The sequence below is a fragment of the Amycolatopsis sp. CB00013 genome (assembly GCF_001905755.1).
GTDB classification, from domain to species: domain Bacteria; phylum Actinomycetota; class Actinomycetes; order Mycobacteriales; family Pseudonocardiaceae; genus Amycolatopsis; species Amycolatopsis japonica.
The window spans coordinates 491,345-506,119 of sequence record NZ_LIWC01000006.1; the positions used below are offsets into that span (position 1 = coordinate 491,345).

The 14,775-nt window shown below is 69.1% G+C and carries 15 protein-coding genes; 11 read left to right on the forward strand and 4 right to left on the reverse strand.

Features of this window, described 5'->3' with window-relative positions; genetic code table 11:
• The first annotated feature begins 30 nt into the window (after positions 1-30).
• From AMK34_RS35900 to AMK34_RS35935, 8 genes are all read left to right on the forward strand, one after another.
• A complete protein-coding gene (locus AMK34_RS35900; protein ID WP_073848308.1) occupies positions 31-1,473 on the forward strand; it encodes an FAD-dependent oxidoreductase in 1,443 nt (480 codons plus the stop codon).
• Positions 1,451-2,548, forward strand: a complete 1,098-nt coding sequence (locus AMK34_RS35905; RefSeq protein WP_073848309.1) for a Gfo/Idh/MocA family oxidoreductase — start codon at positions 1,451-1,453, stop codon at positions 2,546-2,548. The genes AMK34_RS35900 and AMK34_RS35905 overlap by 23 nt, the downstream gene beginning before the upstream one ends.
• Positions 2,545-3,735, forward strand: a complete 1,191-nt coding sequence (locus AMK34_RS35910; RefSeq protein WP_038508838.1) for a hypothetical protein — start codon at positions 2,545-2,547, stop codon at positions 3,733-3,735. Before AMK34_RS35905 ends, AMK34_RS35910 begins: the two co-directional genes overlap by 4 nt.
• 101 nt (positions 3,736-3,836) lie before the next feature.
• Positions 3,837-5,186: a UDP-glucose dehydrogenase family protein gene (locus AMK34_RS35915; RefSeq protein WP_038508836.1), complete on the forward strand. Its 1,350-nt coding sequence runs from the start codon at positions 3,837-3,839 to the stop codon at positions 5,184-5,186.
• Between the two features lie 69 nt (positions 5,187-5,255).
• Entirely contained in the window at positions 5,256-6,833 is a 1,578-nt protein-coding gene (locus AMK34_RS35920; RefSeq protein WP_073848310.1) for an MDR family MFS transporter, read from the forward strand.
• Positions 6,834-6,864: 31 nt separating this feature from the next.
• On the forward strand, positions 6,865-7,857 hold the full coding sequence (locus tag AMK34_RS35925; protein ID WP_073848311.1) for an isopenicillin N synthase family dioxygenase: 993 nt from the start codon (positions 6,865-6,867) through the stop codon (positions 7,855-7,857).
• A 106-nt stretch (positions 7,858-7,963) separates the two neighbouring features.
• Positions 7,964-8,356 (forward strand): YciI family protein, encoded by a 393-nt coding sequence (locus AMK34_RS35930; protein WP_241832945.1) that lies wholly within the window; start codon positions 7,964-7,966, stop codon positions 8,354-8,356.
• Complete coding sequence (locus tag AMK34_RS35935) at positions 8,357-9,553, forward strand: RNA polymerase sigma factor (protein WP_073848313.1); 1,197 nt, start codon at positions 8,357-8,359, stop codon at positions 9,551-9,553.
• Between the two features lie 45 nt (positions 9,554-9,598).
• Here the strand turns inward: AMK34_RS35935 and AMK34_RS35940 are convergent, their stop codons facing one another.
• Together AMK34_RS35940 and AMK34_RS35945 are read right to left on the reverse strand one after the other, a co-directional pair.
• On the reverse strand, positions 9,599-10,402 hold the full coding sequence (locus AMK34_RS35940) for a hypothetical protein (RefSeq protein ID WP_241832946.1): 804 nt from the start codon (positions 10,400-10,402) through the stop codon (positions 9,599-9,601).
• Positions 10,403-10,568: 166 nt separating this feature from the next.
• On the reverse strand, positions 10,569-11,240 hold the full coding sequence (locus AMK34_RS35945) for a nitroreductase/quinone reductase family protein (protein ID WP_038508827.1): 672 nt from the start codon (positions 11,238-11,240) through the stop codon (positions 10,569-10,571).
• Between the two features lie 110 nt (positions 11,241-11,350).
• Between AMK34_RS35945 and AMK34_RS35950 the strand changes: the two genes are divergently transcribed.
• Together AMK34_RS35950 and AMK34_RS35955 are read left to right on the forward strand one after the other, a co-directional pair.
• Positions 11,351-11,785 carry a MarR family winged helix-turn-helix transcriptional regulator gene (locus AMK34_RS35950; RefSeq protein ID WP_038508825.1) on the forward strand — a complete coding sequence of 145 codons (435 nt, stop codon included), beginning with the start codon at positions 11,351-11,353 and terminating at the stop codon, positions 11,783-11,785.
• 8 nt (positions 11,786-11,793) lie between these two features.
• On the forward strand, positions 11,794-12,120 hold the full coding sequence (locus tag AMK34_RS35955) for a YciI family protein (RefSeq protein ID WP_038508823.1): 327 nt from the start codon (positions 11,794-11,796) through the stop codon (positions 12,118-12,120).
• Here AMK34_RS35955 and AMK34_RS35960 read toward each other — a convergent pair.
• Positions 12,117-12,941, reverse strand: coding sequence for a class I SAM-dependent methyltransferase (locus tag AMK34_RS35960; protein ID WP_228694865.1), 825 nt, complete (start codon positions 12,939-12,941; stop codon positions 12,117-12,119). The two genes, AMK34_RS35955 and AMK34_RS35960, sit on opposite strands and share 4 nt — an antisense overlap.
• 141 nt (positions 12,942-13,082) lie before the next feature.
• On the opposite strand from AMK34_RS35960, the gene AMK34_RS35965 reads away from it, so the two are divergent.
• Positions 13,083-13,736 (forward strand): NAD(P)-dependent oxidoreductase, encoded by a 654-nt coding sequence (locus AMK34_RS35965; RefSeq protein WP_083650097.1) that lies wholly within the window; start codon positions 13,083-13,085, stop codon positions 13,734-13,736.
• A gap of 99 nt (positions 13,737-13,835) precedes the next feature.
• On the opposite strand, the gene AMK34_RS35970 is transcribed toward AMK34_RS35965, so the two are convergent.
• Complete coding sequence (locus AMK34_RS35970) at positions 13,836-14,756, reverse strand: proteasome assembly chaperone family protein (protein WP_038508819.1); 921 nt, start codon at positions 14,754-14,756, stop codon at positions 13,836-13,838.
• Positions 14,757-14,775 lie beyond the last annotated feature (19 nt).

A 14,775-nucleotide genomic window follows, 5' to 3' on the forward strand; every position in this document is an offset into this window, starting at 1 on the left:
TGGCGAACACCGGATTGTGGAGCGTTGTCGATGCATAACGGGCAAAATGATGCGGCCGAATGGCAGGTAGCCGTCGTCGGCGGGGGTAATGCGGGGCTCTGCGCGGGGATAGCCGCGGTGCAGGCCGGCGCGACCTCCGTCAGCGTCTTCGAAGCCGCGCCGAAAGAACTGCGTGGCGGGAACAGCTCCCTGACCAGGACCATGCGTTTCTCCTGGCAGGGAAGCCCTTTCATCGCCGCCCTGTTGCGGGAGGCGGACAAGGAGCGGGTCGAAGAGATCCTGGCCGGCCGCTCCGGCTATGGCGACGAGCAGTACCTCGAAGACTGGTTGCGGGTCTCCGGCGATCAGGTGGACGTCGCGCTCATCGAGTCCATCATCCGCCGTTCGACGGACACGATCGCCTGGATGCGCGACTTCGGTCAGCGCTGGGCCCCGAGACCGACCCCGCTTCCCGGTGACGTGCCGATCGTCCTCGACGGCGGCGGCCAGAGCCTGCAGGACCGGAACTTCGACCGGTTCGAACGGCTCGGCGGAACGGTTTTCTACGACAGCGCGGTCACCGGCTTCGAGAAGACCGCCGACGGCCGGTACCTGCTCCACGGTTCCGGGCCCGCGTTCCCGGTGATCGCCGACGCGCTGGTGCTGGCGTCGGCCGGTTTCGAGGCGAACGACCGGCTGCGGGAACGTCATCTCGGCGAGGCGTGGCGGGACGTGAAGCTGCGAGGCGTCCCGTTCAACGAAGGCGCTCCCCTGACGGCCGCCGTCGAGCTCGGCGCCGACACCGCGGGCAACTGGGAGAAGTGCCACACCACACCGCAGGGCATCGAACTGCCCGACCACATGCTGCCGGGACAGATGCACAAGTCTCACGGCCTCGCCCGGTACGCCTATCCGCTGGGCGTCGTGGTCAACCGGGAGGGACGCCGGTTCTTCGACGAATCCGGCGGCTACAGCAACCTCACCTACGTCACGCTGGGCCAGAAGATCCAGGAGCAGCCGGGGAGGACGGCCTTCCAGATCTTCGACGACAAGGTCGTCTCGGCGGGCGCGCTCCCCAAGGGCTATGTCGGCGACCCCGCGTCGGTGACCGTCTCCTCGATCGAGGAAGGCGCCCGGCGGCTCGGGATCGACGCCGCGAACCTGACCGCCGAAATCGAGCGGCTGCACGCGGATCAGGACGAGAAACGGCTCGACACCCCGCCGTACCTGTTCGTCCCGGTGGTGTGCGGGTTGACGTTCACCTACGGCGGGCTCTCCGTGACCCCCGACGCCGAAGTGCGCGGCGGTGGCGAGCCGATCAGCGGCCTTTACGCGGCAGGCGTGATCGTCGGTGGCCTTTACGACCAGGGCTATCCGGGTGGCACCGGCCTGATGGCGGGCGCCGTGCTCGGCCGGGCCGCCGGTACGTCCGCCGCCCGCCACGCCATCCGAGCACGGGGAGGGGAAGCCCGTGTCGGCACCGTCGCCGGTTGAGAAGACGATCGTCATCGTCGGGCTCGGCAAGATCGGGTCGCTGTACGCCGCTTGTTACGGCCAAGCTGGGCACCGGATCCGCACGGTGGACATCGGCGACGGGGCCGACTGGGAGCGGGTCGCCCAGGTGCCGGATCCGGCGTCGGTCGACGCCTGGGTGGTCGCCACCCCGACGGCGACCCATCTCGCGGTCGTCGACGAGATCCTGCGGTGGCAGCCCGATGCCCGTGTCCTGCTGGAGAAACCGGCCTGCTACCCGGAGGACCTCGACGGCCTCGGTCGCACCGTCCGGCGTCATCCCCGCGCCAGGATCATCGTCAACGACGTGTATTCGCACAGCGAAGCCGTGCAGCGTTTCGCGGCCTCCGTGCGGGAGCTCGGCGCGTCCGATCCGATCAGGAAGATCACCGTCGAATTCACCAAGAACCGGGAATTCGACGTCGCGAACGGCAGGTTCGTCGACACGCAGTACGGCGAAGCCGGCTACGAGGGCTTCCACATGTTGAGCATCCTGCGTGCGATCCTCCCTGCCGAGCAGTACCGGTCCTATCTGCGCACGGTGCCCTCTTCGGTGACGGCGGAAATGCGGGTGCGGACCGCGGCCCCCGGCCTGCCCGACGTCGAGCTGTACACGTCGTCGACCGGGGCCATCGCCTTCCCCGAACTGGCCGGATTCGCGTTCCCCGACGACGTTGTGAAGGACTTCATCGTCCCGTCGAGCATCCCGTACGGCTCCGAGTTCCGGTACCGCTTCGCGGACGTCGAGCTGCTGTCCGGGAAGCACGTCACCTTGGTCTTCGAGCCCTTCTTCGGCGCGGATCCCGGCTACAAGAACATCCACGCGGTCCACGTCCGGGACGCGGTGCCGGAGGGCCATTTCCTCATCGCCGTCAATCATTTCAAGGAGGCACTTCTGACGCAGCTGGACCTTTTGCGGCACCTCGACGAGGGCACCACCGTGGTCCGCCCGGCGGAGCACCGGTTCCTCGCCGCGCTGGGTTCGGCGATGTTCACCGGAACCTTCCCGCAGACAACGGAAAACGAGAAGTACGCACGGATTGGGAGCGAAGCATGACGCGAAGCATCGAGGACCTTTCGACACTGTTGCGACCGGCCAAGGACATGCTGCCCGAGGTCGCGGACCGCGACGTGGCGCTGGCCGAGGTCACCGGCCAGGTCAAGAACGACGACGACGCCCGCGCGCTGTTCGCGAAGGCGTGCCGGTTCGAGGCGCCCTACACCGCGAGCTGGATCCACGGCCCCGGCGACGAATCCCCTTACCTGTCCTTGGAACTGGCCGCGTCCTCTTTGGACGACGACCGCTATCGCGCCCTGCTCGCCGACGTCGTGCTCTCGACGTCGACCTCGATCCCGTTCGATTACCGCGCGCTGGCCGCGGAAAGGCTCGTCCAGGTCGGGGCGGGCGAGTTCACCGGCGCCTTCCAGGAGGTCGTCGATTCCTACGAGCCGCTGCCCAAACGCGGCTTGCAGGCCAAGATCGCCGTCCCCACCGACGGTATCGACCACCTCTTCGACATCCCGGAAACGGTGACCGGCAGGCTCAACCTGCTGATCGCGGCCAGCAGGGCGAAGACGCTGGAGAGCAGGCACCTGCTCGCCGTGCGCGTCCTGGCGAACGGTGTCGTGCCGTCGGAGGAGGTCGGCGAGGCGGAACGGCTGATCCTGGAAGACGTCGGAACCACGATGGTGGCGCCGTCGGACTACCTGGTGCCGTGGGACCAGGAGTTCCCCGGGGAGCACGGCTCCGGCCTCACGCTCGCGGAACTGGTGCGCATCACCTTGATGTGCGGGGAATTCTCGCTTCCGGACACGACCGTCCGGCCGATCCTGGTCGACTTCTACCGGTCGGTGCTGCGCACCTGCGGCCGCTCGATCATCGGCCTCTCGGCCGGTGTGTTCCATGTGGAGCACGGCACGCTCGCCACGCCTTCGTACTACTACCAGGGCCGCGACGCGATCCTCGGCAAGGGCTGCGTGATCGACTGCGTCGGCGGGGCGGTCCTGCAGTCGGGTTCGTTCCTCGGCGGCGGCTACATGCCGATCCTGATCCACACCCACAAGCACATCCGCAAGGGCGGCCAGGCCGCCGCCTCCGAGCGGAAGCAGATCCTTCCCTGCGTCTTCGCGGCGGAAGCGGGCGCACGGTACCCCATGCACGCGATCGGCCTGTTCGAAACGGTGGACTACCTCGGCAAGGAGACCCCGTACGAGGGGATCCGCGCGATCCCGCACGCCAAGTGACACCAGGCTTTTCCGGCTGAACACAAAATCCGTATCTCGCGATGCCGCCGGGCGGGGCGACTCCGCGCCGCCCGGCGGCATCGAAACTGGAGGGTAAGAGAATGGGTGCAACATCGGGGGTCAAGGTCGCCGTGATCGGCGCGGGCTACGTGGGGCTGACCACGGCCGCGTGCCTTTCGTCCTTGGGACACCGCGTCGTCTGCGCGGACGTGGACCAGGAAAAGCTCGACGCGTTGCGGCGCGGTGAAGCGACCATCAGGGAACCCGGGATCTGCGAACTCGTGGTGGACGGGCTGGCGTCCGGGCGGCTGGACTTCGTGCTCGGCGCGAGCGCGGCGGTGGCGGGCGCGGACATCGTGATCCTCTGCGTGCCGACGCCGATGGGCGCGACCGGCGCGGCGGATCTGACCGCGCTGGAATCCGTCGTGACCGAGGTGCGGGATCTGCTGCCGCACGGCTGCGTCGTGGTGAACAAGTCGACGGTCCCCGTCGGCACGGCGGCGCACGTCGCGCACCTGATCGACCGGGCCGACGTCGCGGTCGTGTCCAATCCCGAATTCCTGCGCGAAGGGTTCGCCGTCCACGACTTCCTGAATCCCGACCGGATCGTGGTCGGCTCGGCGGACCGCGACCCGGTCCCCGCCAGGCGGGTCGCGGCGCTGTACGAGCACCTCGACACCGCGGTACTGGTGACCGATTCCTCGAGCGCGGAGCTGATCAAGTACGCGTCCAACTGCTATCTCGCGACGCGTCTGTCCTTTGTGAACACGGTCGCCGAACTGTGCGAATACCTCGACGCGAGTATCGACGACGTGACGGCCGGGATGGGTTACGACGACCGCATCGGCAAGGCGTTCCTGCGGCCCGGGCCGGGCTGGGGCGGCTCCTGCCTGCCGAAGGACACTTTCGCGCTGCTGCGCACCGCGGAATCGGCAGGCAGCGATTTCGCCCTGCTGCGCGCGGCGATCGACACCAACGTCAAACAGCAGGAACTGGTGGTCGGCAAGGTGCGCAAGGCCGTCGGCGGCGACCTCGCCGGAGTCCGGATCGGCCTGCTCGGTCTGACGTTCAAGGCCGGGACGGACGACCTGCGGGATTCCCCCTCGCTGGCGATCGCGGCCCGGCTGGCCGCCGAAGGCGCGGAGCTGTCCGGCTACGACCCCAGCGTCCACGCGCCGGTGCCGGGCGTGACCGACGACGTGCGGATCGCCGGGACCGCCTACCACGCGGCGAAGGGCGCGGCGGCGATCGTGCTGCTGACCGAATGGCCGGAGTTCCGCGACCTCGACTGGGGGCGGATCGCCGACCGGCTCCACGGCCGGTCCGTCATCGACACCCGGAACCTGCTCGACCCGCTCACCGTGGCCAGGACGGGACTCTCCTATCAGGGCATCGGCCGTCCGGGCGGACCCCGCGTGCCCGCCGTCGCCATGGCCGCGCGAGCAGGATGACCCCCGGGGTGGACGGCGAGTGGTCGCGCTCGTCGTCCCACCCTTCCGGCGCCGGGAACAGGAGGACGGATGCCGAAGCGAACCCGGCCCTGGTCCGCGCTTTTCGCGCTGTGCCTGGGTTTCTTCATGGTCATGCTGGACATCAGCATCGTGAACATCGCGGTGCCGTCGATGGTGCGCGAACTCGGCACCGAGCTGACCGCGGTGATCTGGGTGACCAGTGTGTACCTGCTCGCCTACGCCGTCCCGATCCTGCCGGCCGGCAGACTCGGCGACCGGTTCGGACCGAAGCGCGTCTTCGTCGCCGGGCTGCTGGTGTTCACCGGGGCGTCGCTGTGGTGCGGGCTTTCCGGTGACGTGGAAACGCTGATCGTCGCCAGGGCAGTGCAGGGTTTCGGCGCCGCGTTGATGACCCCGCAGACCACGGCCTTCATCACGCATCTGTTCCCGCCGGACGAACGTGGCCCGGCGATGGGCGCGTGGGGCGGTGTCGCGGGTCTCGCCATGATCGCCGGTCCGGTGCTGGGCGGCGTGCTCGTCGATCACCTCGGCTGGGAGTGGATCTTCTTCGCGAACGTCCCGGTCGGGCTGATCGCGCTGGCGCTCACCGTCGTCCTCGTCCCCGACTGGCGGCCGGGGAACTCGCACCGCTTCGACGTTCCCGGGATCCTGCTCTTCGGCACCGGTCTCGTCTGCGTCGTCTTCGGTATCCAAAATGGACAGACGTACGGCTGGGGCACGGCCTTCGACATCATCGGGGCCGGTGTGCTGCTGCTGAGCGGTTTTGTGCTGTGGCAGCGGGCCAACCGTCGCGAACCGCTGCTGCCGTTGCGGATCTTCCGCCATCGCGACTTCTCCCTCGGTACCGCGTCCGCGGTGATGGTCGGCTTCGCGATGACCAGCCTGCTCCTGGTGTTCGTCATCTACCTCCAGTCCGTGCTCGGCCTGTCCTCGGCCGACGCCGGTCTGCTCATCGCGCCGCTCGCCGTGGTGTCCGGCGGTGTCGCGCCGTTCGCGGGCAGGCTGTCGGACCGGGTGAACCCCAAGTACCTGCTGATGTCGGGGATGCTCGCCCTGAGCGGCGGCCTCTGCGTCGTCTCGCTCGTGCTCATCCCGGTGAGTGAGCCGTTGGCCCTGCTGCCCGGGCTGCTGCTCTGCGGTCTCGGCGTCGGGTTCACCTTCTCCCCGATGAACAACGTGACCATCAACTCCGTCGAGCGGTCGCTGGTCGGCAGCGCGTCGGGCATCTTCAACACCGCGCGCCAGGTGGGCGGGGTCCTCGGCAGCGCGGCCGTCGGAGTCCTGCTGGAGGCGCAGACCAGGGCCTCGATGGCGGTCCGGGCGAACGAGGCCGCGGCCATGCTGCCCGCCGGGATCCGGCAGCGTTTCGTGGACGGATTCGCCGGAGAGGCCGGTTCGGCGGTCGCGGCGGGCGAGTTCGGCGGCGTCCCCGAGGTCGCCGCGGATCTGCCCGTCCAGGCACGGGAACTCCTCGCCCAGGTCACCGGCGCCGCGCTCACGGACGCCGTCAAGGCCGCTTTCCTGCTTCCTGTAGGCGCGCTGCTCGTCGGCGTGGTGTGCGCGGCGAGCCTGCGCGGGCCGATCGGGCAGGACAGATCGCCCGATCGGATGACCGTGACCCGGTGATCACCGGCACCACCCTGGTTACCGTCACGTCATGACACTCGTACCGACGGTCGATCTGAGCATCTGGGACGACGGCGACCGCGCGAAGCTCGCGCACACCGTCGACGAGGCGTTGACGCGGGTGGGGTTCCTGCAGGTCGTCGGGCACGGCATCCCGCGAGCGACGATCGACGCCATGTGCGAAGCCACCGCGGCCTTCTTCGCACTCCCCGTCGAGGAGAAGCTCCGTTCCGCGCCCGCCGACCGCGCCTCGGATCGCGGGTACGCCGCCGAAGGCACCGAAGGGCTGGCGTACAGCCTTGGTGAGACGACGCCGCCCGACCTGTCGGAATCGTTCGTCATCGGCGCGGAGCACATCGACGGCGAAGACCCGTACGGCTTCTTCGTCCCCAACATCTGGCCTGAGCTGCCCGAGAACCTGCGTCCCGCGCTCACCGAGTACGCCGACGAAGCACACCGCGTCGCGCGGATGCTGCTGGAGATCTTCGAGACTGCGCTCGGCCTCCCCGACGGTTACCTCGGCGCGTACACCCGGCACCCGACGCGCACCTTGCGGGTGAATCATTTCGAGCGCCGCGCCGGAGCGCCCGAACCCCTGCCCGGACAGATGCGGCTCGGCGCGCACACCGACTACGGCATCGTCACCGTGCTCTACGCCGATCCCGTCCCCGGCCTGCAGATCCACGGCCCCGACGGCGCCTGGCACGACGTGATCCCCGCCGAAGACGCGCTCGTCGTGAACCTCGGGGACCTCACCGCGCAGTGGACCAACGACCGCTGGCGCTCGACCCTGCACCGGGTCGTGCCGCCGTCCGGGCCGGGACCGTCGCGGCGGCGCAGCGTGGCGTTCTTCTTCGACGGCGACCACGACGCCCGGTTCGAATGCCTCCCGACCTGCCAGTCCGCCGGGAACCCGCCGAAATATCCGCCGGTCCTCGGCGGCGCGCACCTCTACGCCAAGATCACCGGCGGGCGAACCCTGGCACCGGCCGACGCGATGAACACGGCGGCCGACCGCGGTTGAGGGAGAATTCCCGGCGAACGATGTCCGGTCCTCCTCCGGCGGCTTCGACGTCTCCGGCAGAAGGCACCGCGACGGTGCCCGCCGAGAGGAGACAACCGTGAAGTACATGATCATGATGTTCGGTTCGCAGAAGGACCTCGACGGCATCGGCGCCTGGAACGCCGACGACGTCAAGGCCCTGCACGAGTTCATGACCGAGTGGAACAACGACCTGGTCGAGTCCGGCGAGTTCGTCGACGCGCAGGGCCTCTCCCAGCCGGCGCACGCCCGCCGGGTCTCCCTGCGCGACGGGGCCCCTGTGGTGACGGACGGGCCGTATGCCGAGACGCAGGAGGTCCTGGTCGGGTACACGACCGTCGACTGCGTGAGCTACGACCGCGCGACCGAGATCGCGGCCCGGCTGGCCGACACCCCGCATCCGGAGGACAGCGACCTCGGCCGCGAGTGGTACGTCGACATCCGGCCGTGCGCCGACGGCTTCGAAGACCTGGAGCTCTAGATGCCGGAAAACGGCATCGAGGACCTGCTGCGCACACTGTCGCCGCAGGTCCTCGGCGCCGTCGTCCGTCGCTACGGTCACTTCGACCTGGCGGAGGACGCGACGCAGGAGGCGCTTCTCGCGGCCGCGACGCAATGGCCTGCCGAAGGGCGGCCCGAGAATCCACGCGCGTGGCTCGTCACGGTCGCCTCACGGCGATTGACCGATCTGCTCCGCGCCGAGCAGGCGCGGCGCCGTCGCGAGGACACCGTCTTCCAGTGGAGACTGCCGGAGGAGCACGTCACGTCCGCGGACGACACGCTCGTCCTGCTCTTCCTGTGCTGTCACCCGTCTCTTTCGCCCGCGTCGCAGATCGCGCTGACCCTCCGGGCGGTCGGCGGTCTCACGACGGCGGAGATCGCGCGCGCGTTCCTGGTCCCCGAGGCGACGATGACCCGGCGGATCAGCCGCGCGAAGGCGGGTATCAAGGCGAGCGGCGTCCCGTTCGCCCTGCCGGCGGAACCGGGACGGCTCGACGCGGTGCTCCACGTGCTGTACCTGATCTTCAACGAGGGCTACGCCAGCACGTCCGGCCCCGATCTGGTGCGGAGTGACCTTTCCGCCGAAGCCATCCGGCTGGCCAGGATCGTCCACCGGCTGGTGCCGGACGACGGCGAGGCCACCGGCCTGCTCGCGCTGATGCTGCTCACCGACGCGCGCCGTCCGGCGAGGACGGGGCCGGACGGCGCGCCGATCCCGATGTCCGAACAGGACCGGGGCCGGTGGAACGCCGGGTACGTCGCCGAGGGCATCGCGCTGCTGTCCGAAGCGCTGCCGAACGGGCCGACCGGGCAGTTCCAGATCCAGGCGGCGATCGCCGCGCTGCACGACGAGGCGCCGAGCGCCGAGGAGACCGACTGGCCGCAGATCGAGGCACTGTACGAAGTTCTGCTGCGGCTCTCCGACAATCCCGTGGTGGCGCTGAATCACGCCGTGGCCGTCGGGATGGCCCGTGGGCCGCGAGAAGGGTTGGCGGCGTTGGAAGGACTCGGTGACCGGCTCTCCGGTGACCATCGGTTCCACGCCGCCCGCGCGCATCTGCTCGAGATGGCCGGGGACATCGCCGAAGCCATCGAGTCCTATGTGGACGCGGCGCGACTGGCGACCGGCCTGCCGCACCGGCGTTATCTCCACGCTCGCGCCGAACGCCTGCGCTGACCACCGTTCGGCACCCGCTCGCGAGCGGGTGCCGAACGGCGTGACTCAGCAGGTGAGCAGAAGCCCGGTGATCGCCGTGCAGGTCGCCGAGGCGGTGTCGTTGGCCGCGTTCGGGTCGGCGACGGAACTCTGCGTGATCTTCGCGGTCGTCTTGACCGGCCCGATGCTCAACAGACCCGCGGCCACCGAGAACTTCGCCGTCGCACTGGCTCCGGACGCGAGTGACGAGAAGTCGCAATTGACGACCTTCGTACCGCTCGGGTTCGAGCAGACGGACGAGCCGGTGAAGCGCAGCCCGTTGCCGAGGGGCGACACCACCCGGATCCCGGACGCCGCGGCCGGGCCCGCGTTCGTGACCTTGACCGTGTAGTCGATCGACGAGGTCAGGATCCCGCGCGGAGACGCGGTCAGCGTGACCCCGAGGTCGGCCGCGCTCGGCGTGTCGGTGATGGTCAGCACGGGGCCGTCGAGGATCTCGAAGCTGTAGTTGTCGCCGACGAACTGGTGCTGCAGCGTGACAGGGCCCAGCGGGGCGTCGTCCTTGACCCGGAAGGTGAACACCACGGTCTTGCTCTGCCCGGGGGTCACGGTGCCGACGCCGCCGCGGATGCTGCCGCCGAGCATGTCGCAGGCGAACGCGCCGGGGCAGGACACCAGGTCGACGATCCCCGGCAGCGAGGATTCCTTGCCGTAGAGCGTCGCCTTGCCGCCCTCGATCGTCGACGTCGCGTCGGCGTTGTAGACGGTCTGCGTCACGGTGAACGTCTGTCCACGTTGGACGGTTGTCGGCGAGACCTCCACCGCGCTGGTCGGCGGGGCGGCGAAAGCGGAGGTGGGCGCCACGAGCATGATCGTGGCCACTGCGGCCACGAGAGACAGAAGTGAGGCTCTTCGAAGCTTCATTCGGTTCTCACTATTCCGGTCGGGGGCGTCGCGCCGATCGGTGCGGACAACGATCAGTCGCCCAGGAACGGACATTCGTTACCGCTGTCCCCCGCCAAGTGGCTCGCCCGCCTCACCCTATCGGAGTAACCGGGTCCTTCCCGCGAAGCGCCGGAAGCAGATTCGCTTCCTCGTAGGCGAAATGTTCCTCCAGCCCGGCGGCGACCCGGTCGAACTTCTCGCGCACGGCGCCACGGTCTCCCCCACCCTGAAGCAACGCGTCGAGATCGAGCAGCGCGCGGGACACCGTTTCGTGCTCCTGGCGCAGCCGTTTCAGCGCCGGCGCGAGCCCGGGATGGGCCTTCTCGATCGCGGTGAAAGCGCCGTCCTCGCGAAGGTGGTGCATGCGCAGGTCGTTGCAGAAGGTCACGCAATGGCCGAACAGCTCGCGCCGCAGGCCCGACCGGTCCACGACCGGTCCGCCGTCGAGTTCGGCTCGCGCGGCCGCCAAGGTCTTCCTGAGTTCGCCGTGATGGACGAGCAGCTGATCCGCGATCGCGCGGCCACGGGCGGCATCGACTTCCAGCAGGTGCAACGCGAACCCGCGTTCCCCGCCGTCGAGCGGCACGGCACGAGCGGCCTGCGGCACCCCGTCGATTTCGAGTGTCGCTTGTGGACTGACGAGGAGGTCGCGATACCAAGGCGAAGCGTCGTCGGGCGCGTAAACCAGATACCGGCTTCCGGAAGGGCGGCAAGCGACACGAGTGGTGCGGGGACGCCCCGATTCGGCGTCCGCGGTGGTCATCAGCAACGGAACTCCCCAGGTAGCATCAGCGTGAAAGCTATTTTGCTTTGCAAGCAAAGCCTCTTTGTTTGCAAAGGTATCCAGGAGGGTGGCCGGTGTCAACCGAGGACATGGAAGTCGACGACGCCGTGCGGGCCTTGCTGCTGCTCATGCCCCGGATGGTCGGGCGGGCGAAGCGGATCAAGATCCCCGAAGAACTCCAGTCTCTGTCGCTGGCTCCGCGGCACCTGTCGCTCTTGTCGTACCTGCTCTTCGACGGGCCGATGACGGTGAACGAGCTGGCCGAACGGCTCGAGGTCGCCCCGACCACGGTGAGCCTGATGGTCGGCGAACTGAGCAAGAAGGACGTGCTCGACCGGCGCGAGGACGAGGCGGACCGGCGTCGCCGGATCGTCGCCATCACCGAACGGATGCGGCCGGCGATCGACGGCTGGCTCGCGCAGGGTGCCCGCGCCTGGCAGAAGGCGCTCGCACCGCTGAGCCCGGCCGAGCGCCGGACGTTCATCGACACCCTGCGCGCGTACGAAGACGGACTCACGGACTAGGAGGTCCAGTGCGCTACCTGCTCATGCTCGGCGGAACCGCCGGCGACGAGGGGCTCGACACGGACATCACCGAACCCTGCCGCGCCTGGTCCGGGGAGCTGACGCGGCGCGGTCTGCGCGTCGAAGGGATGGGCCTGCACCCGCCCGAGTCAGCGACGACCGTCCGCGTCCGAGGCGGCGAGGCACTGCTCACCGACGGCCCCTTCGCCGAGACGAAGGAGCAGATCGGCGGCATCGCCATCCTCGAATGCGAGAGCCGTGAACAAGCCGTCGAGGCGGCGAAGACCCACCCGTGGGCCGCGATCGGGACGATCGAAGTGCGCGAGCTGCTTTAGGTGATCCGCACGGTGACCTGATTGTCGGCATAAGTGTAGGCCACGTATTCGAATTCGACACCGGTGCGCTCGACGTATTCCAGCCACGCCTGGTGCTCGTGCCGCTGCCAGCCGGGGTAATTGAAGAACTCGTCGAAGTGCACGATGCTGCCGGAGCGCAGACGCGGTCCCGCCAGGTCGAGCACGGTTTTCGCCGAGCTGTACAGATCACCGTCCACATGCAGGAAATCGACGACGCCTTCATGCCGCTCGAGAAAGCCTGGAAGCGTGTCGGCGAAAAGGCCGACGACGAGTTCGGCGCCGGGGACGTCCGGCAGATCGTCGCGCGCGAACGAACCGGCGGGCATGCCATTGAGCCAGTTCTCGGGCAGGCCCTGGAACCAGTCGAACCCGTAGGTCTCGACACCGCCACGCGCCTTGGCGATCACGCGCAGCGTGTTCCCGCTCGCGACGCCGAATTCGAGGGCCATTCCCCCTGACGGGGCAAGGGAAAGCGCGTACGCGAGAGTCTCCTGTGGACGTGCGAAGTGTTTGGTCCCGGTCAAATGCTCGCGGGCGAACCGGTTGCTGTCGCGGGCCGCGTCCTGATCGCCCGCGTAGATGATGTCGCGACGGCTCCGGATTTCGAACTCGACGATCCGGTCGAAACAGCGGTCCCCCTGCCGGACGATCTCCGCCCGCAATTCCGCGGCGACCCGTTCCAGTTCCGCCGTATAAGGATCATGGAATCGCCGGGCGAGCCGGTGCAGGCCCCGGCCGAACGTTCCGCGGGCCGAGCGGCCCAAGGTCTTCAGTGCTGAATGGGGTACCAGGTGACGCATTCCGGGACGATACACCAGGACCGTTCGAGTGAACGGGACCAGAACATCCCGGGCCCGGTTTCGTTGCGGTAACCGAGGGGTCCGCTCCTAGCATCGCGTTCGCCGCCGGTACTCGGGTACCGGCACGAGAAAAGGAGCGCGATGAGCAGCATCGTCATCTTCGGAGCGGGCGGACGCGGAGGGCGCCGTGCCGTCGCCGAAGCCGTGAGCCGCGGGCACCTGGTCACCGCCGCCGTCCGGGATCCCCGCCGCCACGCGGATCTCGCCGGGGACAACGTCACCCTGATCGCCGCCGACGTCACCGTCGCGGACGACGTCGCGAAGGCCGCCGCCGGACACGACGCCGCGATCAGTTCCGTCTACCGCGCGGATCTCCCGTCACGCGAGTACTACCCGGCCGCCGCGCACGCGCTGATAGACGGCCTCGGGCGCGCCGGGGTCGCGAGACTGGTCGTCGTCGGTATCGGAACGGCGCTGGAGATCGAACCGGGCGTCGCCCTGCACGATCAGCCGGGTGTGCCGCCCGAGCACCGCGAGTTCTCGCTCGGGCACACGGCGGGACTGGAGGTCTTCCGTACGTCCGGCGGCGGGCTCGACTGGGTGATCGTCGCGCCGCCGCCGGTGTTCCTCGACGAACACGCCGAGCGCACAGGCGTGTACCGCAGCGGAGACCACCGGGTACTGCCGCGCGCGGAGGACGCGAAGCCGTTCTCGTACGCGGATCTCGCGGTGGCGCTGGTCGACGAGGTCGAACGGCCGGCGCATTCGAGGGCGATGGTGGCCGTCGACTACTGACCCGGCTCCGGCCTCGCTCGTCGGCCGGAAGTACATGAAGGCCCCCTTCCTTGCGTCTAGCGCAAGGAAGGGGGCCTTCATGTACTTCACGAGCGTGACTCAGCGCTCCGGCGAGTCCCCGCCGTTCTGCTCGGCCAGGAACCGCTCGAACTGGTTGCCCAGCTCCTCGGCGGTCGGCATGTGCTCAACCGACTCCGCGAGCAGGCTTTCCTTGCCCGACGCCTCCATGAACGTGTCGTACTGCTGCTCCAGCGCCCGCACGACGTCGGCGACCTTCTCCGAGCCGGCGACCTGGCGGGCGATCTCGGCCTCCGCCTCGTGCGAGGCCTCCCGCAGCTCCCCGTCCGGCAGGTTCAGCCCGGTCGCCGCGGCGACGGCGCCGAGCAGGTTCAGCGCGGCGCTCGGGTACGTCGAGTCCGCCAGGTAGTGCGGCACGTGCGCCGCGAACCCGGAAGCGTCGTGCCCCCACTCGCCGAAGCGGAACTCCAGCAGCCCGGCGATGCTGCCCGGCACCTGCATCCGGTTGGGCAGCGGGCGGTGTTCGCCGACCAGCTCGTTCCGCGTCGCGTGCGCGGTCACGCCGAGCGGACGGGTGTGCGGCGCGCCCATCGGGATGCCGTGGAAACCGGTGGTGAGCCGGACGTCCCAGCGCTCGACCAGTCCGCGCACGGCCGCGCAGAACCGCTCCCAGTCGTGGTCCGGTTCCGGCCCGGTGAGCAGCAGGAACGGCACGCCGTCGGCGTCGTGCAGCAGGTGGACGACCAGCTCGGGGGCGTCGTAGTCCTCCCAGTGGTCGATGGAGTAGGTCATCGCCGGGCGCCGCGAGCGGTAGTCGATGAGCCGGTCGACGTCGAACCGCGCGATCACGCGGTGCTCGGAGGAGTTCAGGAGCTGCTCGGCGACGAGTTTGCCCGCCGAGCCCGCGTCCATGAAGCCGTCGAAGTAGTGCAGGAGCACGGCCCCGCCGAGGTCAGGGACGTCCGAGTCCACCTCGTACAGGTCTTCCGGGTCCAGCGCCACCAGATCCTCCAGGTTTCGT